The 20,691-nt window shown below is 61.9% G+C and carries 24 protein-coding genes; 14 read left to right on the top strand and 10 right to left on the bottom strand.

What is annotated here, in order from left to right; translation table 11 throughout:
- Positions 1-56: 56 nt before the first annotated feature.
- Positions 57-1,013, top strand: a complete 957-nt coding sequence (locus ACSQ9D_RS00920) for an alpha/beta hydrolase family protein (RefSeq protein WP_436280799.1) — start codon at positions 57-59, stop codon at positions 1,011-1,013.
- Between the two features lie 16 nt (positions 1,014-1,029).
- Here ACSQ9D_RS00920 and ACSQ9D_RS00915 read toward each other — a convergent pair whose 3' ends face one another.
- Entirely contained in the window at positions 1,030-2,100 is a 1,071-nt protein-coding gene (locus ACSQ9D_RS00915) for a cyclic nucleotide-gated ion channel (protein ID WP_436280798.1), read from the bottom strand.
- Between the two features lie 206 nt (positions 2,101-2,306).
- Between ACSQ9D_RS00915 and ACSQ9D_RS00910 the strand changes: the two genes are divergently transcribed.
- The 3 genes from ACSQ9D_RS00910 (at position 2,307) to ACSQ9D_RS00900 (ending at position 3,844) form a co-directional block, all read left to right on the top strand.
- Positions 2,307-2,771, top strand: coding sequence for a GNAT family N-acetyltransferase (locus ACSQ9D_RS00910; RefSeq protein WP_436280797.1), 465 nt, complete (start codon positions 2,307-2,309; stop codon positions 2,769-2,771).
- Between the two features lie 109 nt (positions 2,772-2,880).
- Positions 2,881-3,462 carry a transglycosylase SLT domain-containing protein gene (locus tag ACSQ9D_RS00905; RefSeq protein ID WP_436280796.1) on the top strand — a complete coding sequence of 194 codons (582 nt, stop codon included), beginning with the start codon at positions 2,881-2,883 and terminating at the stop codon, positions 3,460-3,462.
- 151 nt (positions 3,463-3,613) lie between these two features.
- Entirely contained in the window at positions 3,614-3,844 is a 231-nt protein-coding gene (locus ACSQ9D_RS00900; RefSeq protein ID WP_436280795.1) for a hypothetical protein, read from the top strand.
- Between the two features lie 44 nt (positions 3,845-3,888).
- On the opposite strand, the gene pdeM is transcribed toward ACSQ9D_RS00900, so the two are convergent.
- The 4 genes from pdeM to ACSQ9D_RS00880 form a co-directional block, all read right to left on the bottom strand.
- Positions 3,889-4,617 (bottom strand): ligase-associated DNA damage response endonuclease PdeM, encoded by a 729-nt coding sequence (gene pdeM, locus ACSQ9D_RS00895; RefSeq protein WP_436280794.1) that lies wholly within the window; start codon positions 4,615-4,617, stop codon positions 3,889-3,891.
- A 107-nt stretch (positions 4,618-4,724) separates the two neighbouring features.
- The gene (locus tag ACSQ9D_RS00890; protein ID WP_436280793.1) at positions 4,725-7,235 is read right to left on the bottom strand and encodes a ligase-associated DNA damage response DEXH box helicase; all 2,511 of its coding nucleotides are present in this window, start codon (positions 7,233-7,235) and stop codon (positions 4,725-4,727) included.
- Positions 7,236-7,391: 156 nt separating this feature from the next.
- Entirely contained in the window at positions 7,392-8,645 is a 1,254-nt protein-coding gene (locus ACSQ9D_RS00885) for an NAD(P)/FAD-dependent oxidoreductase (protein ID WP_436280792.1), read from the bottom strand.
- Positions 8,646-8,708: 63 nt separating this feature from the next.
- Positions 8,709-9,464, bottom strand: a complete 756-nt coding sequence (locus ACSQ9D_RS00880) for an ABC transporter substrate-binding protein (protein WP_436280791.1) — start codon at positions 9,462-9,464, stop codon at positions 8,709-8,711.
- A 175-nt stretch (positions 9,465-9,639) separates the two neighbouring features.
- Here ACSQ9D_RS00880 and ACSQ9D_RS00875 point away from each other — a divergent pair, with 175 nt between their 5' ends.
- On the top strand, positions 9,640-10,140 hold the full coding sequence (locus ACSQ9D_RS00875) for an RrF2 family transcriptional regulator (protein ID WP_436280790.1): 501 nt from the start codon (positions 9,640-9,642) through the stop codon (positions 10,138-10,140).
- 27 nt (positions 10,141-10,167) lie between these two features.
- Positions 10,168-10,629, top strand: a complete 462-nt coding sequence (locus ACSQ9D_RS00870) for a carboxymuconolactone decarboxylase family protein (RefSeq protein ID WP_024313124.1) — start codon at positions 10,168-10,170, stop codon at positions 10,627-10,629.
- Here the strand turns inward: ACSQ9D_RS00870 and ACSQ9D_RS00865 are convergent.
- Positions 10,626-11,264 (bottom strand): YitT family protein, encoded by a 639-nt coding sequence (locus ACSQ9D_RS00865; RefSeq protein ID WP_436280789.1) that lies wholly within the window; start codon positions 11,262-11,264, stop codon positions 10,626-10,628. The genes ACSQ9D_RS00870 and ACSQ9D_RS00865 overlap by 4 nt on opposite strands.
- 220 nt (positions 11,265-11,484) lie before the next feature.
- Positions 11,485-12,417 (bottom strand): methyltransferase, encoded by a 933-nt coding sequence (locus ACSQ9D_RS00860; RefSeq protein ID WP_436280788.1) that lies wholly within the window; start codon positions 12,415-12,417, stop codon positions 11,485-11,487.
- 146 nt (positions 12,418-12,563) lie between these two features.
- Here ACSQ9D_RS00860 and ACSQ9D_RS00855 point away from each other — a divergent pair, with 146 nt between their 5' ends.
- The 3 genes from ACSQ9D_RS00855 to ACSQ9D_RS00845 are packed head-to-tail and all read left to right on the top strand — an operon-like array spanning position 12,564 to position 14,707.
- Positions 12,564-12,830 (top strand): DUF6460 domain-containing protein, encoded by a 267-nt coding sequence (locus tag ACSQ9D_RS00855; protein ID WP_024313127.1) that lies wholly within the window; start codon positions 12,564-12,566, stop codon positions 12,828-12,830.
- Between the two features lies 1 nt (position 12,831).
- A complete protein-coding gene (locus ACSQ9D_RS00850; protein WP_037114508.1) occupies positions 12,832-13,329 on the top strand; it encodes a CAP domain-containing protein in 498 nt (165 codons plus the stop codon).
- A gap of 31 nt (positions 13,330-13,360) precedes the next feature.
- Positions 13,361-14,707, top strand: coding sequence for an MATE family efflux transporter (locus ACSQ9D_RS00845; protein ID WP_436280787.1), 1,347 nt, complete (start codon positions 13,361-13,363; stop codon positions 14,705-14,707).
- Here ACSQ9D_RS00845 and ACSQ9D_RS00840 read toward each other — a convergent pair.
- Positions 14,683-15,771: a quinone-dependent dihydroorotate dehydrogenase gene (locus tag ACSQ9D_RS00840; protein ID WP_436280786.1), complete on the bottom strand. Its 1,089-nt coding sequence runs from the start codon at positions 15,769-15,771 to the stop codon at positions 14,683-14,685. The genes ACSQ9D_RS00845 and ACSQ9D_RS00840 overlap by 25 nt on opposite strands.
- Complete coding sequence (locus ACSQ9D_RS00835; RefSeq protein WP_436280785.1) at positions 15,768-16,121, bottom strand: DUF952 domain-containing protein; 354 nt, start codon at positions 16,119-16,121, stop codon at positions 15,768-15,770. Before ACSQ9D_RS00835 ends, ACSQ9D_RS00840 begins: the two co-directional genes overlap by 4 nt.
- Before the next feature lie 108 nt (positions 16,122-16,229).
- Here ACSQ9D_RS00835 and ACSQ9D_RS00830 point away from each other — a divergent pair, with 108 nt between their 5' ends.
- From ACSQ9D_RS00830 to ACSQ9D_RS00810, 5 genes are all read left to right on the top strand, one after another.
- Entirely contained in the window at positions 16,230-16,628 is a 399-nt protein-coding gene (locus tag ACSQ9D_RS00830) for a hypothetical protein (protein ID WP_436280784.1), read from the top strand.
- A 90-nt stretch (positions 16,629-16,718) separates the two neighbouring features.
- Positions 16,719-17,366: a response regulator gene (locus tag ACSQ9D_RS00825; RefSeq protein ID WP_436280783.1), complete on the top strand. Its 648-nt coding sequence runs from the start codon at positions 16,719-16,721 to the stop codon at positions 17,364-17,366.
- A gap of 102 nt (positions 17,367-17,468) precedes the next feature.
- The gene (locus tag ACSQ9D_RS00820) at positions 17,469-18,134 is read left to right on the top strand and encodes a S24 family peptidase (protein ID WP_436280782.1); all 666 of its coding nucleotides are present in this window, start codon (positions 17,469-17,471) and stop codon (positions 18,132-18,134) included.
- 11 nt (positions 18,135-18,145) lie between these two features.
- Positions 18,146-18,883 (top strand): thermonuclease family protein, encoded by a 738-nt coding sequence (locus tag ACSQ9D_RS00815; RefSeq protein ID WP_436280781.1) that lies wholly within the window; start codon positions 18,146-18,148, stop codon positions 18,881-18,883.
- A 53-nt stretch (positions 18,884-18,936) separates the two neighbouring features.
- Positions 18,937-19,350: a tellurite resistance TerB family protein gene (locus tag ACSQ9D_RS00810; RefSeq protein WP_436280780.1), complete on the top strand. Its 414-nt coding sequence runs from the start codon at positions 18,937-18,939 to the stop codon at positions 19,348-19,350.
- 95 nt (positions 19,351-19,445) lie between these two features.
- Here ACSQ9D_RS00810 and ACSQ9D_RS00805 read toward each other — a convergent pair whose 3' ends face one another.
- Positions 19,446-20,321 carry a transporter substrate-binding domain-containing protein gene (locus ACSQ9D_RS00805; protein ID WP_436280779.1) on the bottom strand — a complete coding sequence of 292 codons (876 nt, stop codon included), beginning with the start codon at positions 20,319-20,321 and terminating at the stop codon, positions 19,446-19,448.
- Positions 20,322-20,691 lie beyond the last annotated feature (370 nt).

Below are 20,691 nucleotides of genomic sequence, written 5' to 3'. Positions count from 1 at the left end.
TGTCAACAACACTGCTTCGCGTGTAGCTTCTGCAAAGACGAAGATCGAGGCACAGCATGCTTGATGATAAAATCAACAACCAGAATTTGCGAACGGAAAGGCGCTACCCAGGAACGGATGCAACGCCCGTCGTAATCGTCGCTCGTGATGCCGTGCCGCTCGGAGGCCATCTCTGGCATGCCAACAGGCAAGCGCCGCTGGCCAGCGTCATCATCAATCCGGCGACCGGCGTCCTTGCTCACTACTATCACTACTACGCCCAGTTTCTCGCGCGGCACGGTTTCGACGTGCTCACCTACGACTACCGCGGTATCGGCCAATCACGACCGGAAAGCCTCCGGGGCACCGGCTACCGCTGGCGCGATTGGGGCGAAAAGGATTTCGACGCGGCACTGCGTTTCATGCATGGGCGCAACCCCGAGGCACCGCTGATGGTCGTGGGCCACAGCATCGGCGGCCACCTGCCCGGCCAGTCTGCCAACGCGCATCTGATTAGCCGGATGCTGACGGTTGGCGCGCAGTATGCTTACTGGTGCGACTATGCGCCGGATAGGCGAGCGAGGCTCTTCGTTAAATGGCACCTAGCGATGCCACTGCTGACTGCACTCTTCGGCTACTTCCCCGGCAAGCGCCTGGGGTGGCTGGAGGACTTACCCGCCGGTGTCGCCAACGAATGGAGTTTCCGACGCGAGAAGATGGAGACGTCTTATCCGCGCGTGGAGCGCGCAGACCTGCTCAGCCGTTTCGATGCCGTCACGGCGCCGATCCTTGCAGTCGCACTTTCCGACGACGAATTGGGCACAGTGCCAGCCATTCGCCGATCGCTTGGCTATTACAGAAATGCCGTCAGGAGAGAAGTCTTGATGACGCCGGAGAGGCTCGGTTTTGAATCGGTCGGGCATTTCGGCCTGTTTCACACCCGCCATGCCGCCGGATTCTGGCTGGATACGCTGCTCTGGCTGCGCGATGGCATCAATCCCTGGCCGGAACAGGATGCACAAGACAGCGGATGAGAGGCCGCAGCAGCGATTAGCTCTTTGGTATGCCGCCCCGTCGCTCGAGTGCCGTCTTGCGGATGATCTCCGCAATCTCAGGACTGCTGCTCGACAACATCTGGAAGTCAACCGCATAGAGCGACAGCAGGGAGACCTCGGTTGCTGCGCTGACGGTGGCTGAGCGCGGTTCGCCGCTGATCAGCGCCATCTCGCCAAAAAAGCTTCCTGTACCAAGTTCTACCGGATGATCGGGCGTCGCTACACTGACCCGGCCTTCGACGATGAAGAACATCTGGTCGCCAACATCGCCTTTGCGGCAGATCACTGCACCGGCGGGCACGATACGCGGCCGCAGCGCCCGCACGATCTCGATCAATGCTGCGGAGCCAAGCTTCTGGAACAGGGGCACGGCGGCGACCAGCTGCCAGTTGCGAACGAAGTCCCGGCGACGGACCTCTTCGTAGAAGCCGGTGGCGAGGATACCGGCCCAAAGCGCAAAAATGCCGATGCCGCTCATCATCACCAATCCGGCCAGCACCCGGCCTGCCAGACTTTGCGGGATCTCGTCGCCGTAGCCGGTCGTCGACAGCGTCACGACCGCCCACCACATCGCCTGCGGAATACTGCCGAACTTATCCGGCTGGACGTCACGCTCGATGACATAACCAGCCAACGCAGCGCCAAAAAGAACGATGCCGAAGACAGATGTCACGCCAAGCAGATTGCGCGATTCATTGGCAACCACCTTTGCCATCAACCTGAAAAACGTCGAATCCCGCAGCGGCTTGAGAAGCCAGATGGCGCAATACAGACTGCGATCGCGCGAGGCGATCAACAGGAAGGCCGCCAGGGGAACGAAAACAGCCAGCAGGTCGATCACGAGGGCGGCATTCCCACCCGATACGCGACTGCGACGCCGCATAAGAAGCGTGCCACTCAGTTGCAGCACATAGACGACCCAGATTGCTGCAAGGACGGCTTCCACGACGAGCCTTGTCTCTCCAGCGAGATCGGGCGTCGTGAGCGTGGCCACCGCCAAAAGACCAATCGCGGTCAGCAGCGCATTGAGTGGCGAAGAGATCTTCGAGAAAGGCACTGCCGACATTCAATACTCCACGAACTGCCCTGGCATCTTCTCAGAATAAATGCCCTGAGGCCAAGCGCAACGGGGGCGGTGCCCAGCGGAAAGACACGACACGCGCTCCCTTAGCACTTCCGGGCCAGGCAGTTTGGCTATCAACCGGTAAATCGCGTTGCGGCACGCCTCAAAGAGTATAGACCATCCAAACAGCGAAACGGATGCTTGCGACCATGATGACTTTGCAACGCTACGTGCCGGCAGATTGCGATGCGACGGTGGAGATTTTCCTGCGGGCGATCCGCGAAGTCGCGTCCAAAGACTATACGCCGGCGCAGATAGAAGCCTGGGCCCAGGTGGACGACCGGCAGGCCTGGGCAGAGCGCCGGTCAAACCGGCCAACCTGGATTGCCGAGGCCGCAGACCTGCCGATCGGCTTTGCCGATCTGGAGTCCGACGGGCATCTGGACATGATGTTCGTGCATCCTGGCCATCAAGGGATCGGCGCGGCGACTGCGCTGCTGCGGAGAATAGAAGCGGAGGCCCGGGCACTCGGGCTCAGCGGCATCTTTACCGAAGCAAGCCTGACGGCCAGGCCTTTCTTCGAACGGCGAGGTTTCGTCGTCCTGACGCGCCAAAGCGTCGAAAAGCGGGGACAGGCGCTGACCAACTTCCGGATGGGAAAATTGCTCCCATAGATCGGGCGAGCAGAGTCGCCATTTCACCGGTGGCAACTCGCATTCGACTAAAAACCGCTCGTTAATATTTACCAGTTAGTAATCTCTCGGTAACGAGAGGTTCCCTGTAATGCGTATCCGTGCCTTCCTCGCCCTCGTGCTTCTGGCACTTGTTGCCGGCTGCGCCACGGCCCCCCGACAGACCCGAAACATCTGCGCCGTCTTCGAGGAGCGCGACGGGATGTTTACGAGCTGGCAGCGCGCAGCTGAAAAGACGGAGCGCAAATATGGGGTTCCGGTCCCGATCCTGATGGCGACGATGTATACCGAGTCCGGCTTCCAACCCTATGCGCGACCGCCTCGCACCAAGCTGTTCGGCTTCATTCCCTGGACGCGAGCGTCCACCGCATACGGCTATTCACAAGCGCTCGACGGCACCTGGGATCACTATCAATCCGCGACCGGCAGCTGGGCTGCGCGCCGCACCAACTTTTCCGATGCCATCGATTTCATCGGCTGGTACCATTCGCAAAACAGCCAAATGACCGGCATCCCCCTGAACGATGCCTACGGTCTATACCTCGCCTACTATTCCGGCCCGAAAGGCTACATGCGCGGCGACTGGCGCTCGAACGCGCAGCTACAGAAGACGGCGCAGCGTTTTTCCAACATGGCGACGACGTATCAGCGGCAGTTGCAGGAGTGCAATTGAGTTCTTCGCAGGCAACGAAAAAACCTAGTAGAATTCATATACAACGCTGAAGAACGAAACAAATTTGGGTTGGTCGGCATATGGCGACAGTATTGTTTGACAATACATTCGCGCCCATGGGATTCTTTCTGAAATAGAATCAGGAGAATAGATGGCAGAGCGCTACTTATACGATTACAGCTCGCATCGGGCGGTCATGTATGGGGTTGGCGACTATCTCTATCCGCTCTCCGGCAGCAAGGCAGAGCACTGGATTTCCGGCGACTATATTTTCTGCATGAAGACCCAGGCAATTTCGTTCTGGATTCTGGGAAAGGACGTCTACGGCCATCTCGGCCGCGGCGAGCTGACACGCCAGCCTCTCTACTATTTCGGCGACTAAGGCGAAGGCGGCTGGATAGCTCCCCGCCTGCCGCCTAGTGGCGCTTACCCCACGAGGTTGCCAAACCTGACGGAGTAGATCCGGTCGCGCCCAAGAAGGTGGGCAATCAGCGAGGCCTGATCGAACAGCCCCTTCATCGCCCTGTGGCGAAGATCAAGGCCGCCGGTCATCACGCCGAAAGCCGGCATCAGCAAGCGGGCGCCGTCAGTGGCGAAACACGGACGGCGGACCGACTTTTCGCGGCGGCGCACCGTCGCGGCGGGATGCAGGTGTCCGGCGATTTCGCCCTTCTGCAGGCCGCCCTTCGGCTCGTGGCGAAAGGTCAGGCCGTTGTAATGCATTTCATCGACGGAAGCGCCCGGCAGATCGACGGTCCCGTCGGGATCGTGGTTGCCGTTGATCCAAATCCATTCGCGGCCGCGGGCCATTTCCGATATCAGGCTACGGAACGCCTCAGGGAGATGCGCCGAGCCGACGCGGTCGTGGAAATTGTCGCCGAGCGACACAACCAGCTTCGGATCGTAGCGGCTGATGACGGCCGAAAGCACTGTCAGCGTCGCCAGCGTGTCGTAGGGCGGCAGCAGCATCCCGCGACGGGCAAAAGCCGCGCCCTTCTCGAGGTGCAGGTCGGAAACGACGAGGATACCGGCATCAGGCACGTAGAGCGCGCCGAGCGGATCGCAAACGGCAGCAACGCCATGCACAGACGTCTCGACGCCTGGCAGTGCGGCCAGTCCGTTGAGTTCACGTGCGAGCGCCAGGCGGTTCATCAATCCCGTCAGTCCTTGGTCATGGAAGCGCTACCTTCAGGCAGACGCTCATCGCTTCGTCTCATGCCATTCCGGATGGTAAGCCGGCGCGAACCTTTCCGGGACGTTCTCTAGGCCAGCGCCTCGGCAATCAGGTCGTCGGCGGCTTCCGCCAGCACCGCGTCGTGAGCCTCGCCATGCACCGGCTCCTTGCCGATCTCCAGCATGACGGGCACCGCTAGCGGCGAGATATGGTCCAACGCGCGATGCGTGATGTGCCCCTTGATTCGCCTCAGCATATCGCCAAGCCGGGAAATATCCAAAAGACCACTTGCGGCATCCTGCCGCGTCGCCTGCAGCAGGATATGATCCGGTTCGTGTGTCCGGAGCACGTCGTAAATCAGATCGGCCGAAACCGTGACCTGCCGCCCGGTCTTTTCCTTGCCCGGGTGACGGCGCTCGATCAAGCCTGCAATCACGGCGCAATTGCGGAAGGTACGCTTCAAAAGGAAAGATTCGTCGAGCCAGCTTTCGAGATCATCGCCCAGCATGTCTTCGTCGAAGAGATCAGCGAGGCTGAGCCGGCCGTTGCGGATCATCAGCCCCATGTCCTCGAAGCCCCAGATGCCGAGCGAATAGTCCGTTGCGACGAAGCCGAGCGGTTTGGCGCCGGCGCGCTCCAATCGCCGTGTCAGCAGCATGCCGAGCGTCTGGTGCGCCAGTCGCCCCTCGAAGGGATAGATGACCATGTAGCAGCGGCTGGCGCGCGGGAAGGTTTCGATCAGTAGCTCGTCGCGCTTCGGCAGCATCGACTTTTCCTGCTGGATCGCCAGCCAGTCCCGCACCTGATCCGGCAGGTGACGCCAGCGCTCCGGGTCCGCGATCATCGAGCGCACCTGATCGGCCAGATAGGTGGAAAGTGGAAACTTGCCACCGGCATAGGACGGGATCTTCGGATCCATTGAGAAGGCCTGCGAGGCGAGCGCCTCATTCTCGCGGATGCCCTCGAAGCGCAGCACCTTGCCGGCGAAGATGAAGGTATCGCCGGGCGAGAGCTGTTCGAGGAAGTATTCCTCGACCTTTCCCAGCGTCGCGCCGCCGCGGCCGAGCCGGCCGCCTTCGCCGCGCCTGACCATGCGCAGATTGAGCATCGGGCTTTCGACAATGGTGCCGAGGTTCAGCCGGTATTGCTGGGCGACCTGCGGATTGGAGACCCGCCAGCGGCCTTCCTTGGTCTTGCGGATACGGGCATAGCGCTCATAGGTGCGCAACGCATAGCCGCCCGTCGCGACGAAATCGACGACGCGCTCGAAGGTCTCCCAAGAGAGATCGGCGTAGGGTGAGGCGCTCCTGATCTCGTCGTAAAGTTCCAGCATGTCGAAGGGCTCGGCGCAGGCCATACCCAGCACATGCTGTGCGAGCGCATCAAGCGCGCCTCTGCCGACCGGTGGGGTGTCCTGCGCGCCGATATAGTTCGCGTCGAGTGCGGCCTGGCATTCCATCACCTCGAAGCGATTGGCGGGTACAAGGATCGCCTTCGAGGGCTCGTCCATGCGGTGGTTAGCACGACCGATGCGCTGGGCGAGACGAGAGGCACCCTTCGGCGCGCCGACATGCACGACGAGGTCGACATCGCCCCAGTCGATGCCGAGGTCGAGTGTGGAGGTGGCGACGACGGCGCGCAGCCGGTTGGCTGCCATCGCAGCTTCCACCTTTCGCCTCTGGGCGACATCGAGGGAGCCGTGATGCAGTGCGATCGGCAGGTTTTCCTCGTTCGCCGTCCAGAGTTCCTGAAACAGCATCTCGGCCTGCGAGCGGGTATTGACGAAGAGCAGCGTCGTGCGGTGTTCGAGAAGTTGTCGGTAGACATCGGGGATCGCGTATTTCGCCGAATGACCCGACCAGGGGATATGTTCCTCTGTGGAGAGGATCGATATATCAGGTTTGGCGCCTCCTTCGACGATTACTAGCCCGGCGTGCCGCTCCTCGCCCCCCTCTTGCGCGACCAGCCATTTCTGCAGGTCCAGCGGCTCGGCGACGGTGGCGGAAAGGCCGATCGTCTGGAAAGCCGGGGCGAGCCGGCGCAGGCGGGCAAGGCCGAGCGAGAGCATGTGGCCGCGCTTGGAGGTGACGAGCGAGTGCAGCTCGTCGAAGATGACGCATTTCAGGTCTTTGAAGAAGCGCTCCGCCTCGCGATTGGCAAGCAGCAAGGCCACCTGCTCGGGCGTCGTCAGCAGAATATCGGGCGGGCTCAGCTTCTGGCGCTGGCGCTTGGCAACAGGTGTGTCGCCGGTGCGGTTCTCGACCGTCACCGGCAGCCGCATCTCCTCCACCGGCTTCATCAGGTTCCGCTCGATATCGACGGCGAGCGCCTTCAGCGGCGAGATGTAGAGCGTGTGGATGCCGGTGAAGGGGGAGCCGGGCGGGATCCTGCCCCGGCGGGTCAGGTCCGTCAGCGAGGGCAGGAAGCCAGCGAGCGTCTTGCCGGCGCCGGTCGGCGCGATCAGCAGCGTGCTTTCGCCGGCCTCGGCGCGGGCCAGCAATTCCAGCTGATGGGCACGTGGACGCCACCCCTTCTCCGCGAACCAGCGGGTGAAAGGCGGAGGCAGGACAACGCGGGCTTCGGAATCGATCTGGTCCACGGCGCTAAAGGTAGTGCACCGACCGTCGAAATAGAATGGCGGATCTAGAGCGGGGTGCCGAAAAGTGTAAACGGTATTCGGCCGAAATCCCGCGCTATCTCTTTGAAGTAGATCAGCATTCAAATCTTCGGCCCGATCCGCCTAAATCATCCTGATCTAGAGGAAGCGATGCGGATGGAACGGCTTGGGATCGGCGAAGGTATCGTTGCCGGCCATCTGCTCTGCCAGCAGCCGGCCGCAGGCGGGGCCGAGCGTCAAGCCGTGATGGGCGTGGCCGAAATTAAACCAGAGGCCGCGATGGCGTGGCGCTGGACCGATCACCGGCCGCATGTCGGGCAGGCATGGCCGCAGACCGAGCCAGGGCGTCGCCTCCACCGGCTCGCCGAGCGGGAACAGAGCGCGGGCATGAACCTCGTCGCGGCGTAGCTGGATGGTGTTCGGCGGCGCATCGGGCGCTGCGAATTCGATGCCTGTCGTCAGCCGGATGCCGCGCGCCATCGGCGCCAGCACGTAGCCTGCTTCCTCGTCGACGACCGAATGGCCGAGTGGCTGACCTTCGCGCTGCACATAGTGGCGGTGATAGCCGCGTTTGATCGCCAGCGGCAAGGGGTAGCCGAGCTTGCGGAAGATCAGGCCGGATTGCGGGCCGAGGGCGACGACAATCTCGCCGGCTTCGATGATCTCGCCTTCGGCCGTGGTGATCGACCAGCCGTTCTTCTCCTCGCGCAATGCGGAGGCATCAGCGCGGACGATCTGGCCGCCGGCCGTCGCAAAAAGCTTCGCATAGGCAGCCGTCAGCGCCTGCGGGTCGGTCACGGTCTTGGGGTCGAGCCAGTGCACGCCGCCGGAGATGCGGCTGCCGGCCGCGGCAAAGCCGGGCTCCAGCGCCAGAAACTCGCTTCTATCAAGAATGCGGATCGCCAGACCATGGGCAGACAGACTTTCGGCCTCCGCACGCGCGGCCTCGAAACGGCGCGGATTCTTGTAGAACGACACCCAGCCGCGTTCGCGGATGAGCTCGGAGGCACCGGCGCGGGTAATCAGCTTGTCATGCTCGGAGACGCTCGCCTCGATCAAGGGCAGCAACGCCCGCGTCGCCTTCTCCAGATTGGTCGGCGAGGAATGCCACCAGTAGCGCGCCAGCCATGCGGCGATGCGCGGCAGATAGGCCGGATCGTAACGCACGTCCGATGAACCGTTCAATGCATATTTGGCAATGGCGCCGAGCTGCCGCGGGAAGGCGTAGGGAATAACGGAGGAGCGCTCGATCAGCCCGGCATTGCCGTAGCTGGTGCCGCCGCCCGGCTCGCCGCGATCGGCAAGCATGACGGACCGGCCGCGATCCTGCAAATGAATGGCCGCACTGACGCCGACAATGCCGGCACCGAGAACGAGGATATCTGTTTTCATCGGATGGACTTGGTCAAAGGGCGCGGAGGCTTTTGGCCTCCGCGCGATTGGATCGGCAAGCGATCAGTAGATGTCGAAGGGGAAGTATTTCTTGGTGATTTCCTGATACTTCCCGTTGGCGACGAGCGCGTCGATCGCCTTGTTGAAGCGCTCCTTCAGATCGGTCTCTCCCTGACGGATACCGATGCCGGCCTGCGTTTCTGTCCCGGGCACGTCGCCGAGCAGCTTGCAGCAATCCTTGCCGGCCTTGTTCAGCCAATCGACGACCACAAATTTGTCGGAGATCAGCGCGTCCATACGGCCGTTCTGGAGGTCGGCGACGGCCTCGTCCTGCGTCGGATACATCTTCGCCTCGGCGCCGCCCTTCGCGTAGACGTCGTTGGCGTAGTCGGCCTGCGTGGTCGAAGCCTGCGCGCCGACGACCTTGCCCTTCATGTCCTCGACGCTGACGCCCTTCAGCGCGCTGTCCTTCGGCACGGCGACCGCGAGCGGCGTCGTGTAGTACTTGTTCGTGAAGTCGATCTGCTTCTTGCGCTCCTCGGTGATGCTCATCGACGCGATGATGGCATCATACTTCTTGGCCAGAAGCCCCGGAATGATGCCGTCCCAGTCCTGTGCGACGATCGTGCACTTGGCCTTCATCTCCTCGCAGAGCGCATTGGCCATGTCGACGTCGAGACCCTTGAGGCTGCCGTCGGATTCGACGTAGTTGAAGGGAGGATAGGCGCCCTCCGTTGCGATGCGGATCGTGTCCTCGGCGGAGGCGAGATGCGTCGCCGCAAGCAAGGCAGCGGCCGCCACAAAAATGGTCTTTCTCATTGCTGTTCCCTTATTGGAATTGTTTTTGCCCAACAGGGCCGACTTTAGCGAATCCTTGCCGCTTCACAACCCCGCACGAGCACAGCGCCCCTTGTATTTGATCTCGCTCACATGCCGAGTTGACACGCCGCTTAATCATGGATATATTTTATCCACGAATTGAGGAGGCATTCCGATGAAGTTGGGCGATGGCGTCGAGCAGGCCATACACAGCGTTGCTATGCTGGCCGGCCTTTCCGAAGGGGGCGTGCTTTCGGCCGCCGCGCTTGCGGAGTTTCACGGCGTCTCGACGAGCTATCTTCTGAAGCACCTGCAGGCGCTCTCCGGTGCCGGCATCCTGAATACGGTTCCAGGCCCGAAGGGCGGGTATCGGCTGGCGAAACAGACGGATGACATCAGCCTCCTCGATATCGTCCTCGCGGTCGAAGGGCCGGAGCCGGCCTTCCGTTGCAGCGAGATCCGCCAGCGTGGACCGAACCAACTACCGCAACGCTATTTCGCCAAGCCGTGCCAGATCAGCGCGGCGATGCTCCGGGCCGAGCGCGCCTACCGCGCCGAGCTCGCCAAGACCAGCATCGCCGACATCCTTGCGCAGCTGACTGCTGACGATGACGGCGGGATCGCCGCCCGCGGCTGCGCCTTCCTTGAAATGAATGAACGAAGAGCGGCTCGCTGAGCCGCAAAACCCAAAGGAAAATGAACCATGCAAGCACGTTTCAACTTCGCCAAGGCATCGCCGGAAGCTTACAAGGCTGTTGCCGCACTGGAGCAGTATGTTCAGGGATCGGGCCTCGAGCGCCGCTTCATCCACCTGATCAAGCTTCGCGCCTCGCAGATCAACGGCTGCGCCTATTGCGTCGACATGCACGTCAAGGAGGCCCGCCATGACGGCCTGAGCGAGCAGTGGATCAACCTGATGTGCGTCTGGCGTGAATCGCCGGTCTATGACGCCAAGGAACGCGCCCTGCTCGGCTGGGTCGATGCAGTCACCCGCATCGCCGAAACCGGCGCACCGGACGCCGATTTCGAAGCCCTGAAGGCGCAGTTCACGGAAGAAGCCATCACCAAGATCACGGTGGCGATCGGCGCGATCAACGTCTGGAACCGGCTCGCTGTCGGCTTCCGGTCACAGCACCCGATCGATAAGCCGGCACAGGCCGCCTAAAGCGCGATATAGCGATCGGCGCGGTGGTTGATGGCAACGAAGAGGTTCAACACCACCGCGCCGAGAACCGAATAAAACACCACCGGTGGCGTGGTGACGAAGAAGGCGGCGGCCAGCACGCAGAGGTCGATCGCCATCTGCACAAGGCCCGCGCGGATGCCGAAACGCTCTTGCATGTAGATGCCGAGAATGCCGACGCCGCCGAGGCTGGCGCGGTGGCGATAGAGGGCCAGAAGGCCGAACCCCAGCAAAAGACCGCCGAGCAGGGCCGCCCAAGCCGGATGAATGGCCGAAATGTCCATCACCTTCGGCTGCAGGCTGGCCATGACGGACGTCAGGCCGATGGCGATGAAGGTTTTTACCGTGAAGGCCATGCCGAGCCGCGTCCACGACAGATAGAAGAACGGCAGGTTGAGCAGGAAGAAGGCGAGACCGAAGTTCACGCCGAAGGCATAGTGGAACAGGAATGCGATGCCGGCGGTGCTGCCGGTCAGCAGGCCGGCGCTGGCCAGCATGAAGAGTCCTAGTGCGGCAATGAGGCTGCCCGAAAAAATGCCCTGAACATCCTCGATCGGGGTATGGCGGGTGGCGCTGGTGTTCCAGAAGCCGAGGGCATTGAAGAGCTGTTGTGCCATGTCGTTGATCCCCAAACGGCAGATGCGTCCAAGCGCACCCGGGGGAAGGCCCGAGCGGGACAAAAATGTGGATGATGAATGATGCCGAGCGCTTTCGGGCTCTTGCGAGCGCCCCCGGTGCTGCGGCGAATGACGTCGGATTATCAGGCGATTTTGCACTGCAATCAAGCGAAATACGTAAGCAATACTGACCTATTATCACTTCGCAAGAATCGTTCCGCTATGCCGCCTTGTGCGTAAGGAACAGAATGCCTGAAATAATGTTTGCGCCATCTTTGCGAATGGCCGTCTTGCTGATGGCGCTGACATCAAGGCCATAGCGGGCGCAGAGCGCGCGGACGTAGGCTTCGGAATGGGAGTAGCGCAACGACGGCGCGAGATGGAACCCGTCGCCCCCGCCGGCATCCTCGACCGAAAATGCAAAATCGGCGCCCGGCACGACAAGCGCTGAAACAGCCGCGAACACGCTCTCCAGATTACCGAGATACATCAGGACATCAGCCGCCGTGACGAGGTCGGCACGATGCCTTGCACCCTTCGCAAAGAGTCCCGTGGCCTCCGGAGCCAACGACAGATCGGCCTGTTCCAGGTAATCGTAGACATGCTTTTCGGCCGCCTTGGCAAGCATGTTCTGCGACAGGTCGAAGCCCTCGAGGCGCGCAACGCGATCGCGGATCTCCAGCCCCAGCAGGCCGGTGCCGCAGCCAAGATCCACGGCCAGCGTATAGTGCCTGCCAGTCGCGGTAACGAGTGCGGCAAGCTTCCCCGGAACGCTGTAGTCCAGTTTCTCCACCAGCGACGTTTCGAAGCGATCCGCATAGTCGTCGAACAGGCGTTCGACATAGCTGCTCGGTGGCTGGTCGGGTGTCATGACGTCGCCGAGCAGAGCAAGCTTGAGCTGCGCACCGAAAATATCGTCCGGGCTCGCATCCAAGGTCTGCCTGTAGGCCTCGATCGCGCCGGCCCTGTTGCCTGATTTCTCGCGGTAGCCGGCAAGGCGATACCAGCCGGCGGCCCAGCGCGGTACCAGCTCCAGCGCCTGCTCCATCAGTTCGGCGGCGGCATGCGGCTCGCCGCTTTCGTCGAGCATCTTGGCGTAATCGGCACGGCGGTCGGCGATGACGTCGCCTGAAGTGAGTTGGTTGGGCTGCATGGTGAAGACCTGTTGGGATCGGCCCGCATTTGGCTGCGGCCACAAAAAAACTCAAGTCCTATTTCAGAGCCGAGGACGCCAGACCGGAAAAAGGCTTGCGAGCAGCGATTCGCGCCCGTATTTCAGGGATAAACAGGAGATGGCGCATGTCCGATCAGGTGAACAAGTTTCTCGGCGATTCCGTCGGCCGCACATTGGTCAAGCTTTTGGTCGTATCGTTGATCGTCGGCTTCATCATGGCCGTGTTCGGCTGGGCGCCGCTCGATTTCATCTACGGCTTCCGCAATTTCGTCCTGGAAGTCTGGCATCGCGGCTTTTCCGCTCTCGGACGCGTCGGCGACTACCTGCTGCTTGGCGCGACCATTGTCATTCCCGTCTTCCTTCTCATCCGTCTCTTCAGCTATCGGCGCTAACATGACTTCTCTCATCCTTTCGCGGCGCGGCCTGCTGCACATGTCTGGGCTTGTACTGATCGCTGGCGTTGCCAGTTGCACCACGGCACCCCAGCTGTCCTCCATTCCGTCTGACGGCGACGACGAGACGGCGGACGCATTGCCGCTTGTCAACCAGTTGCGCAGCAAGAACGGGCTGCCGCCGCTCTCGGCTGATCCAGCGGCAAAGGCTGCGGCGATGTTTCAGGCAAAGCGCATGGCATCTGCCGGCAAGATGAAGCACGTCATGGGCATCGGTGACGGCTTCGCCCCGCGCGTCAAGGCAAGCGGCGTGCAGATGCCGGCCGCTGAAAACATCGCGGCCGGCCAGCAGTCGGTTCCCTCGGTTGTGACCGCCTGGATCAACTCGCCGCACCATCTGGAGAACATGCTCGGCCGCTATAATGGTTTGGGCGTTGCGGTCGCCCACAATTCCGCTTCCAGAAACGTGCCCTACTGGGCAATGGTGCTTTCCGGCTGAGGCGATTCTGCCTCAGCTTTCAGAGGCAGGCATGGATACTCACGGTCACGAAAACAGGCTGGCATTCGACGTCACGCACCGGCTGGTGCTCTCGATCGCGATTCCGATGACGCTCGGCTTCATCACCACGCCGCTGCTCGGTCTCGTCGGCACCGGCGTCGTCGGGCATATGGGCCAGCCGGACGCGCTCGCGGGGCTTGCGATCGGGGCCATGCTATTCGACCTGATCCTCGGCAGCTTCAACTTCCTACGCGCCTCCACCACCGGACTGACCGCCCAGGCCTTCGGGCGGCACGACCGGCATGCTGAGCAGGGCGTTTTCTGGCGGGCGCTGATCTCGGCGCTCGGCTGTGGCGTGGCGCTTTTCTGTCTGTCGCCGCTGCTTCTTGCAGCGGGGCTGAAGCTGATGGGACCGGAGAACGCCGTTGCGGCTGCGACCAGCACCTATTTCTCCATCCGCATTCTCGCCGGACCGGCAGCGCTCGCCAACTACGCGATCCTCGGCTTCGTGCTCGGCCGCGGCCAGGGCGGTGTCGGCCTCCTGCTGCAGACGATCATCAACGGCACCAACATCGTGCTCGCGATTTACCTGGGCCTTTGGCTCGACTGGGGTGTCGCCGGTGTTGCCTGGGGCACGATGGTCGGCGAGACGGCTGGTGCAGTCATCGGCCTGCTGATCGTCCTCCGCGGCTTCGACCGTGCTGACCGACCGACACGTGCGGAGATCGTCTCGCGACATCAGTTGGCCGAACTCTTCGCGTTGAACCGCGACATCCTGGTCCGCACCTTCGTGCTGCTTGCCGCCTTCACGCTGATGACGCGGATCGGCACCAGCTTCGGGGCGGTGACGCTTGCTGCCAACGCCGTGCTGATGAACTTCTTCCTGCTCTCGGGATATTATCTCGACGGACTTGCCAACGCGGCCGAACAGATCACCGGACGTGCCATCGGTGCACGCTACCGGCCGGCCTTCGACCGCGGACTGAAGCTGACGGCGCTCTGGTCTTTCGGACTTGCCGGCATCATCTCGGTGTTCTTCCTGCTGGCCGGTCCCTGGCTGATTTCGGTGCTGACCACGTCGCCGGAAGTCCAGCAGGCGGCCGAGACCTACCTGCCATGGGCCGCCGTCACCGGCCTCACCGGCGCCCTCGCCTTCCTGATGGACGGGGTGTTCATCGGCGCGACCTGGTCGACGGACATGCGCAACCGCATGCTGATGTCGTTTGCCGGCTACCTCGTCGCGCTTGCCGTTTTCGTGCCGCTCTTTGCCAACCACGGGCTGTGGTTGGCGATGAACGGCTTCCTGTTCGTTCGCGGGGTATTCCTGGCGATGCTCGTCCGGCCGCGGGCGGATCAGACGTTCCGCATTGCCCAGTAATCCGTCCTGCTATCCCTGAGGTCGCGGATCGATTTCACCTGCTCGCGATCCAGCAGCTTCGACAGGCCGCGGACGATGGTGCCAGGCAGTCCCGGCCCTTCATAGATCATGCAGGAATAAAGCTGTACGAGATCGGCGCCTGCCTTGATCTTCTCCAGCGCCGTTTCCGCCGACGACACGCCGCCGACGCCGATGATCGGCATCGCTCCGCCGACACGCCTGCGGATCTTTGCCAGTACGACGGTGGATTTGTCGAACAGCGGCTTGCCGGAGAGCCCGCCCGCTTCCTTCGCCTGGCGCTGATCCCTAAGGCCATCGCGGGAAAGCGTGGTGTTCGAGACGATCAAGCCATCCAGCGCGTGCGACAACGCCTCGGCAGCGATGTCATCCAGCCCCTCCTCCGTCAGATCGGGCGCGATCTTCAGAAAGACCGGGATCTTCCTGCCCGACTTAGCGGCTTCGGCATCGCGGGCGGACAGCACCGCCGACAAGAGCGTAGCGAGGCTTTCGCGCGCCTGCAGATCGCGCAGACCCGGCGTGTTCGGCGAGGAGATGTTGGCGGTGAAATAGCGCGCGACGGAGTAGAAACGGCGGATGCCGAGAACATAGTCGCCGATGCGGTCTTCGCTGTCCTTGTTGGCGCCGATGTTGACGCCGATCATGCCGTTGCCGCGCACTGCCGACAGCCGCGCGAAGGCGGCGTCGTGTCCCTCGTTGTTGAAGCCGAGGCGGTTGATGACGCCTTCATCCTCGACCAGCCGGAAGATGCGCGGACGCGGATTTCCGGATTGCGGCTTCGGCGTCACGGTGCCGATCTCGGTAAAGCCGAAGCCGATCTTCAGTAGCGCTTCCGGCACTTCGGCATTCTTGTCGTAACCGGCGGCCATACCGATCGGATTGACGAAATCGAGGCCCGCAATACTCTGGCGCAGGCGCGGATCGGGCGCGATCCGACAGGCCGGAACGGCACCTGCCTTCAGCGCGGCGATCGACATGCCGTGCGCAGTCTCTGGGTCGAAGAGGAAGAGCCCCTTGCGGGCGGCGTGCTTGAAGAGATCGATCATGGCTGAAGGTCCGGAAAGATATGCTGGCCGGCGGCATCGAGCGGCAGCGGCTTTTCCCACAATACAGCCGAGACCGGCAGATCGGCATAGAGATGCGGGAAGAGATCGCCGCCGCGTGACGGTTCGAAAACGAGCTCCTCGCCGAACTTGCTACCATCGACGGCAACGAGCAGAAGCCCCGACTGACCCGCGAAATACAATGCCGCCGTCTGCTTGACCTGGGCAGCTGTCGAGAAGTGGATATAGCCGTCCTGGAGGTCGATGGCGGCACCCCGGAAAATGCCGGCCGCCTTCGTCTCCTGCCAGAGCGTTTCCGTCACGATCTTGTAAAGCGTGGGTGTCAGGGTCATGATGGCCTCAGAATGACTGGTCTTTCCCGGGCTTTGCCGCAAAGCGAAGGCGATGTCCACGCCTCGCCACGAAAAATGCGGCGACCACCGAGATTTCCGGAGGAAATCATGAGACATATCGCAATCGGCCTTTTCGCGCTTCTTTTGCCGCTCGGCGTCCACGCGGCAGAAACAGACACGTCCCGCTTCCAGCTGGAGCGCAGCGGCGACCACTTCGTGCGCCTCGACCGGCAGACTGGCGCCATGTCGCTCTGCGAGGAGAAGGACAGTACTCTCGTCTGCCGAATGGCTGCCGACGAGCGCGCCGCCTACGAGCAGGAACTCGACCGGCTTGCAGCCCGCGTCACGGCGCTGGAGAACAAGAGCATCGTCAACAAGGCCCTGCCCTCAGACGCGGAAATCGACCGCTCGATCGGCATCATGGAGCGCTGGATGCGCAGCTTCATGGGGATAGTCAAGGAATTCCAAAGCGAGGAGGAGCGCAATACCCTTCCGCAAAAGACATGATTTGGTATAGTCATATCAGAATGGAGGCATGTATCGTGTGGGGAGCACGAGCCATGACCGGGCAATCGGGCTCTTGGGAGGGGGTCATCGATGCAGGAACAGACAATCATCATTGCCGACGACCATCCGCTTTTCCGGGATGCGCTTCGTCAGGCCGTGATTGGCATGGAAGGCCATCCTGAGATCGTCGAAGCCGGCGATTTCGCCGCAGCGCGGATGGCCGCCGGGGAGCACCCGGACGCAGACCTGATGCTGCTCGATCTTTCGATGCCTGGCATCAGCGGCTTCTCCGGCCTAATGGCGTTGCGCTCCGAATTTGCCGGGCTGCCGATCGTCATCGTCTCCGCGACCGATGATGCGACCACGATCCGCCGCGCGCTGGAACTCGGCGCATCCGGCTTCATCTCCAAATCCTCAGGGATCGACGACATCCGCCGCGGCATCCAGACGGTTCTCGCCGGCGATATCGCCACGCCAGAGAGCTACCGGGACGGACAGGAACAGGACCCTGACGTCGCAGACTTGATCCACCGTCTGCATACGCTGACACCACAGCAGAGCCGTGTCCTGACGATGCTGGCGGAAGGCCTTCTCAACAAGCAGATCGCCTACGAGCTCGGCGTTTCCGAGGCGACGATCAAGGCGCATGTCTCGGCCATCCTGCTCAAGCTCAATGTCGACAGCCGCACGCAAGCGGTGATCCAGCTCGGCAAGATCAACATGGCAATGGTGGCCTGAGGCCCGGGACAGGATTTTATTCCTTTCATCTCTTTACTCCCGCTGGGCTTGCGGTTAATATTTCGCCGTTGAGGGATCGCGCACGCGCGGGAATCGGGCGACATGCTGTCACACGAGCAAATCTGGGGAGCAATCGACAGGCTTGCCGAACGGCATGACCTGACGCCATCAGGTCTTGCCCGACGCGCTGGGCTCGATCCGACCTCCTTCAACAAGTCCAAGCGACTGTCTGCCGATGGACGGCTGCGCTGGCCGTCGACGGAATCGATCGCCAAGGTGCTGGATGCAACCGGCGCCAGCATGGAGCAATTCCTGACCTTCATGCGCCCGGCAGGCAGCTTCTCCGGCCTTCCGGAGGGGGCCTTCCCGCCGCAGGGCAGCTCGATCCCGCTTCTCGGCTTTGCGCAGGCCGGCGCCGGCGGTTTCTTCGATGATGGCGGCTTTCCGGCCGGGCAAGGGTGGGACGTCGTGGAATTCCCGACGGCGCCTTCGCAGAAAGCGGGCGTCTATGCGCTCGAGGTTCAGGGCGAGAGCATGATGCCGCTCTACCGCGATGGCGACGTTCTGATCGTCGAGCCAGGCGCGCAGGTTCGCCGCAACGATCGCGTCGTCGTCAAGACGCGCGAGGGCGAGGTTATGGCCAAGGTTTTGTTGCGCCAGAGCCCGCGATCGATCGAATTGATGTCGCTCAACCCCGAGCATCCGAACCGGACGATCGAGCTTTCCGACGTGGATTGGATCGCCCGCATCATCTGGGCCAGCCAGTAGGAAGATATTCCATGCGTCCCGCGGCAATTCTGACGGCTGTTGCAGGGATCGGAACCGTTGCCGGCCTGATAGCGGCGGGCGGAGAGCGGCTTGGCTCGGCCATTGATCCGCAGGAGACTGCAGCTCCAACGGATTTGCATGTGCCGCCTCCCGCCGCCGCAGCGCGACCAACGACAAATCCCGAAGCCAGCATGAATGCGCGGCGCGTCGACGACGTCAGCCAGTTTTACCCAGCCGTGGTCGACGGCAAGCCGTTGGAGCGCATTGCGGCAGCGGAGCCGGAGCAACCGGCAAGAATCGCCGAAGACAAGGGCGTGAACCTCGTTCGCCCCGTCGCAGAAAGTGCGGGCGTGCTGGCGTTTGGAGAACGCCGCCTGCAACTTGCCGGCATCAATCCTACGCCAGCAGACAGGATATGCACCGACAGCAAAGGCCGGGAATGGCCATGCGGGATGCTGGCGAAAACCAATGTGCGGCTGTTTGTGCGCCTCAGGACCGTCCGCTGCGATCTCGACAGCAGTGAGTGGACCGGCACGGTTACCGCCGCCTGCAGGATCGGCACGCAGGACATTTCGCAGTGGCTCGTCGAAAACGGCTGGGCAGAGGCTGAAAAGGGATCTGTGCTTGCCGAAGTCGGCGAGAAGGCAAGGCAGACAGGCAAAGGCCTCTATGGTGACGACCCTCGCAGCGCCGCAGAAACCAGCATCCCCGAGAATCTGCCTTCCGATCTGCCGCTTGACGGCTTGTAATGTCGCTGGCCAATTCCTAGACTCTGAGCTCGGTTCAGAGGGATCATCGAGATATGAACAAGCCGCTTTCCGCCCACGACGCACTGATCTACGTGATGGTGATGGCATCCGCCGTCGACAGCACTATGAACGATCGCGAGATGGCGCGCATCGGCCAACTGATCGGCTTCCTGCCGGTCTTCCATGATTTCGACGACGAGAAGCTGATTTCTGTTGCGCGCGACTGCGCAGCACTGCTGGCCGGCCCCGAGGGTCTCGACATCGTGCTTGAAACCGTCAAGGACACGCTGCCTTCGCGCCTCTACGACACGGCCTACGCCCTAGCTGTCGAAGTTGCCTCGGCCGATCTCTCGGTCAAGGCGGAAGAATTGCGCCTGCTCAGCCTGCTGCGCGACCGCCTCGGCCTCGACAAGCTGACCTGCGCTGCTATCGAGCGCAGCGCGATCGCCCGCTTTCGCAAGGGCTAACGCATGTCTCCCGAAAGTGGGAACCGGTTTCGAGATGAAGACATGCGCAAAAACAAAATCTAAAGCGCGGCGAATCTGAAAGATCGCGGCGCGCTTTAGTACAAGCCGTAAGGGAAATAGCGCAGGTAGATTTCCTGCAGGCGGCCACTACGCGACAGCGCTGCCAGCGCATGGTCGAGCGCTGCGGTTAGAACATCGTCCTTCTGACGCAGCATAATCGTCATGCCTTCGCCAAGAAACTGCTCGGAGAGATAGGGCCCGTCGAACAGCGCGCAGCATTTGGCCGAAGCCTGTGACGAAACCCAGAACGAAAGCTGGAGGGAATCTGCGAAGGCAGCCTCCACCTTGCCCTCTCTCAATGCCACCAAAAGGGCATCCTTGCTGTCGAAGGGTACGACCTTCACCTTCGGGAAATAGGCCGACAGCATGGCCTCGTGCGCCGTCGTCTTGACGACGCCGACCGAATGGTCGGCCAAAGCACTGGCATCTTCACCCTTGATGGGAGCCTTCAAGTTTCGAACAAAGCGGGCGGGCAGCATCAGATACGGGCGAGAAAAGGCGAATTGCCGCCGCAACTCTTCGCTGACGGCAATGCCGGCGATGACGGCATCGCCTTGCGATGCTGCCAGCGCAGCATTCAGGTCAACGAACGGCAGTGCCTGGATCTGGCATTTGCTTGCAATCTCTAGTTCATTGCAGATCTCGCGGGCGAGATCGATGTTGAAGCCGGCAAGCTTGCCGTTCTGATCCGTAAAGTTGAACGGCGGAAAATCGATCGTCGTCAGGAACCGCAGGCGCACGAGCGACGAAAGGTCCGGCTTTGCAAGACGCTCCCTGGAATCGAAAAGCAGCGGCAAGCTCGGCGCCGCCTGCTGCGCGAACAGCGAGAGCGGGCAAAAAAATGCAACCAGACACAGCCAAAAGCTGCATAGCCCTTTAAGATTCAGGGATGCTCGTTTAAATTGCACCATTGTGATCCGCCTCGGGAAGAATGCACTGCCATTCTGGGAACGGTGTATCAGAGTCATGCGTGTCCGGGAATATGCGCCGGGCGGGATCGACGACCGCGCGCCCTTGGATGATCCTACAATCCGCCATGACGCGCCGCCGTTACCGACGCGCGTGGCGACCGATTCCTATTAGCAGGAAGCAGAGGTTCTGCTGCAACTCGGCATCGGCAAGCCGACAATCACCCGTGCGATGCAGCTCGCCCGCCGCAACAGCACCAGTATCGAGCAGGAAGCTCCTTGCAAGCGATACCGACAGCGTCGCGCGCGGGCTTCGGCTTCCCCTCGCGCTGGATCTATGTCCCGCTCTATTGGCCGATGATTTCGGTCGCGG

Origin of the sequence: Rhizobium sp. LjRoot258 (assembly GCF_964254185.1) — a bacterium.
Lineage (GTDB): Bacteria > Pseudomonadota > Alphaproteobacteria > Rhizobiales > Rhizobiaceae > Rhizobium.
This window is presented reverse-complemented; position numbering and strand designations above follow the sequence as displayed.

Bases quoted from the DNA above. Each gene is read 5' to 3' on its own strand.
- ACSQ9D_RS00850 (WP_037114508.1), top strand. From the start codon at position 12,832: ATGACTTCTCTCATCCTTTCGCGGCGCGGCCTGCTGCACATGTCTGGG.
- ACSQ9D_RS00865 (WP_436280789.1), bottom strand. From the start codon at position 11,264: ATGGCACAACAGCTCTTCAATGCCCTCGGCTTCTGGAACACCAGCGCC.
- ACSQ9D_RS00870 (WP_024313124.1), top strand. From the start codon at position 10,168: ATGCAAGCACGTTTCAACTTCGCCAAGGCATCGCCGGAAGCTTACAAG.
- ACSQ9D_RS00805 (WP_436280779.1), bottom strand. From the start codon at position 20,321: ATGGTGCAATTTAAACGAGCATCCCTGAATCTTAAAGGGCTATGCAGC.
- ACSQ9D_RS00820 (WP_436280782.1), top strand. From the start codon at position 17,469: ATGCTGTCACACGAGCAAATCTGGGGAGCAATCGACAGGCTTGCCGAA.
- ACSQ9D_RS00920 (WP_436280799.1), top strand. From the start codon at position 57: ATGCTTGATGATAAAATCAACAACCAGAATTTGCGAACGGAAAGGCGC.
- ACSQ9D_RS00810 (WP_436280780.1), top strand. From the start codon at position 18,937: ATGAACAAGCCGCTTTCCGCCCACGACGCACTGATCTACGTGATGGTG.
- ACSQ9D_RS00900 (WP_436280795.1), top strand. From the start codon at position 3,614: ATGGCAGAGCGCTACTTATACGATTACAGCTCGCATCGGGCGGTCATG.
- ACSQ9D_RS00855 (WP_024313127.1), top strand. From the start codon at position 12,564: ATGTCCGATCAGGTGAACAAGTTTCTCGGCGATTCCGTCGGCCGCACA.
- ACSQ9D_RS00845 (WP_436280787.1), top strand. From the start codon at position 13,361: ATGGATACTCACGGTCACGAAAACAGGCTGGCATTCGACGTCACGCAC.
- ACSQ9D_RS00860 (WP_436280788.1), bottom strand. From the start codon at position 12,417: ATGCAGCCCAACCAACTCACTTCAGGCGACGTCATCGCCGACCGCCGT.
- ACSQ9D_RS00815 (WP_436280781.1), top strand. From the start codon at position 18,146: ATGCGTCCCGCGGCAATTCTGACGGCTGTTGCAGGGATCGGAACCGTT.
- ACSQ9D_RS00910 (WP_436280797.1), top strand. From the start codon at position 2,307: ATGATGACTTTGCAACGCTACGTGCCGGCAGATTGCGATGCGACGGTG.
- ACSQ9D_RS00835 (WP_436280785.1), bottom strand. From the start codon at position 16,121: ATGACCCTGACACCCACGCTTTACAAGATCGTGACGGAAACGCTCTGG.
- ACSQ9D_RS00905 (WP_436280796.1), top strand. From the start codon at position 2,881: ATGCGTATCCGTGCCTTCCTCGCCCTCGTGCTTCTGGCACTTGTTGCC.
- ACSQ9D_RS00875 (WP_436280790.1), top strand. From the start codon at position 9,640: ATGAAGTTGGGCGATGGCGTCGAGCAGGCCATACACAGCGTTGCTATG.
- ACSQ9D_RS00880 (WP_436280791.1), bottom strand. From the start codon at position 9,464: ATGAGAAAGACCATTTTTGTGGCGGCCGCTGCCTTGCTTGCGGCGACG.
- ACSQ9D_RS00825 (WP_436280783.1), top strand. From the start codon at position 16,719: ATGCAGGAACAGACAATCATCATTGCCGACGACCATCCGCTTTTCCGG.
- ACSQ9D_RS00885 (WP_436280792.1), bottom strand. From the start codon at position 8,645: ATGAAAACAGATATCCTCGTTCTCGGTGCCGGCATTGTCGGCGTCAGT.
- ACSQ9D_RS00840 (WP_436280786.1), bottom strand. From the start codon at position 15,771: ATGATCGATCTCTTCAAGCACGCCGCCCGCAAGGGGCTCTTCCTCTTC.
- ACSQ9D_RS00830 (WP_436280784.1), top strand. From the start codon at position 16,230: ATGAGACATATCGCAATCGGCCTTTTCGCGCTTCTTTTGCCGCTCGGC.
- ACSQ9D_RS00915 (WP_436280798.1), bottom strand. From the start codon at position 2,100: ATGTCGGCAGTGCCTTTCTCGAAGATCTCTTCGCCACTCAATGCGCTG.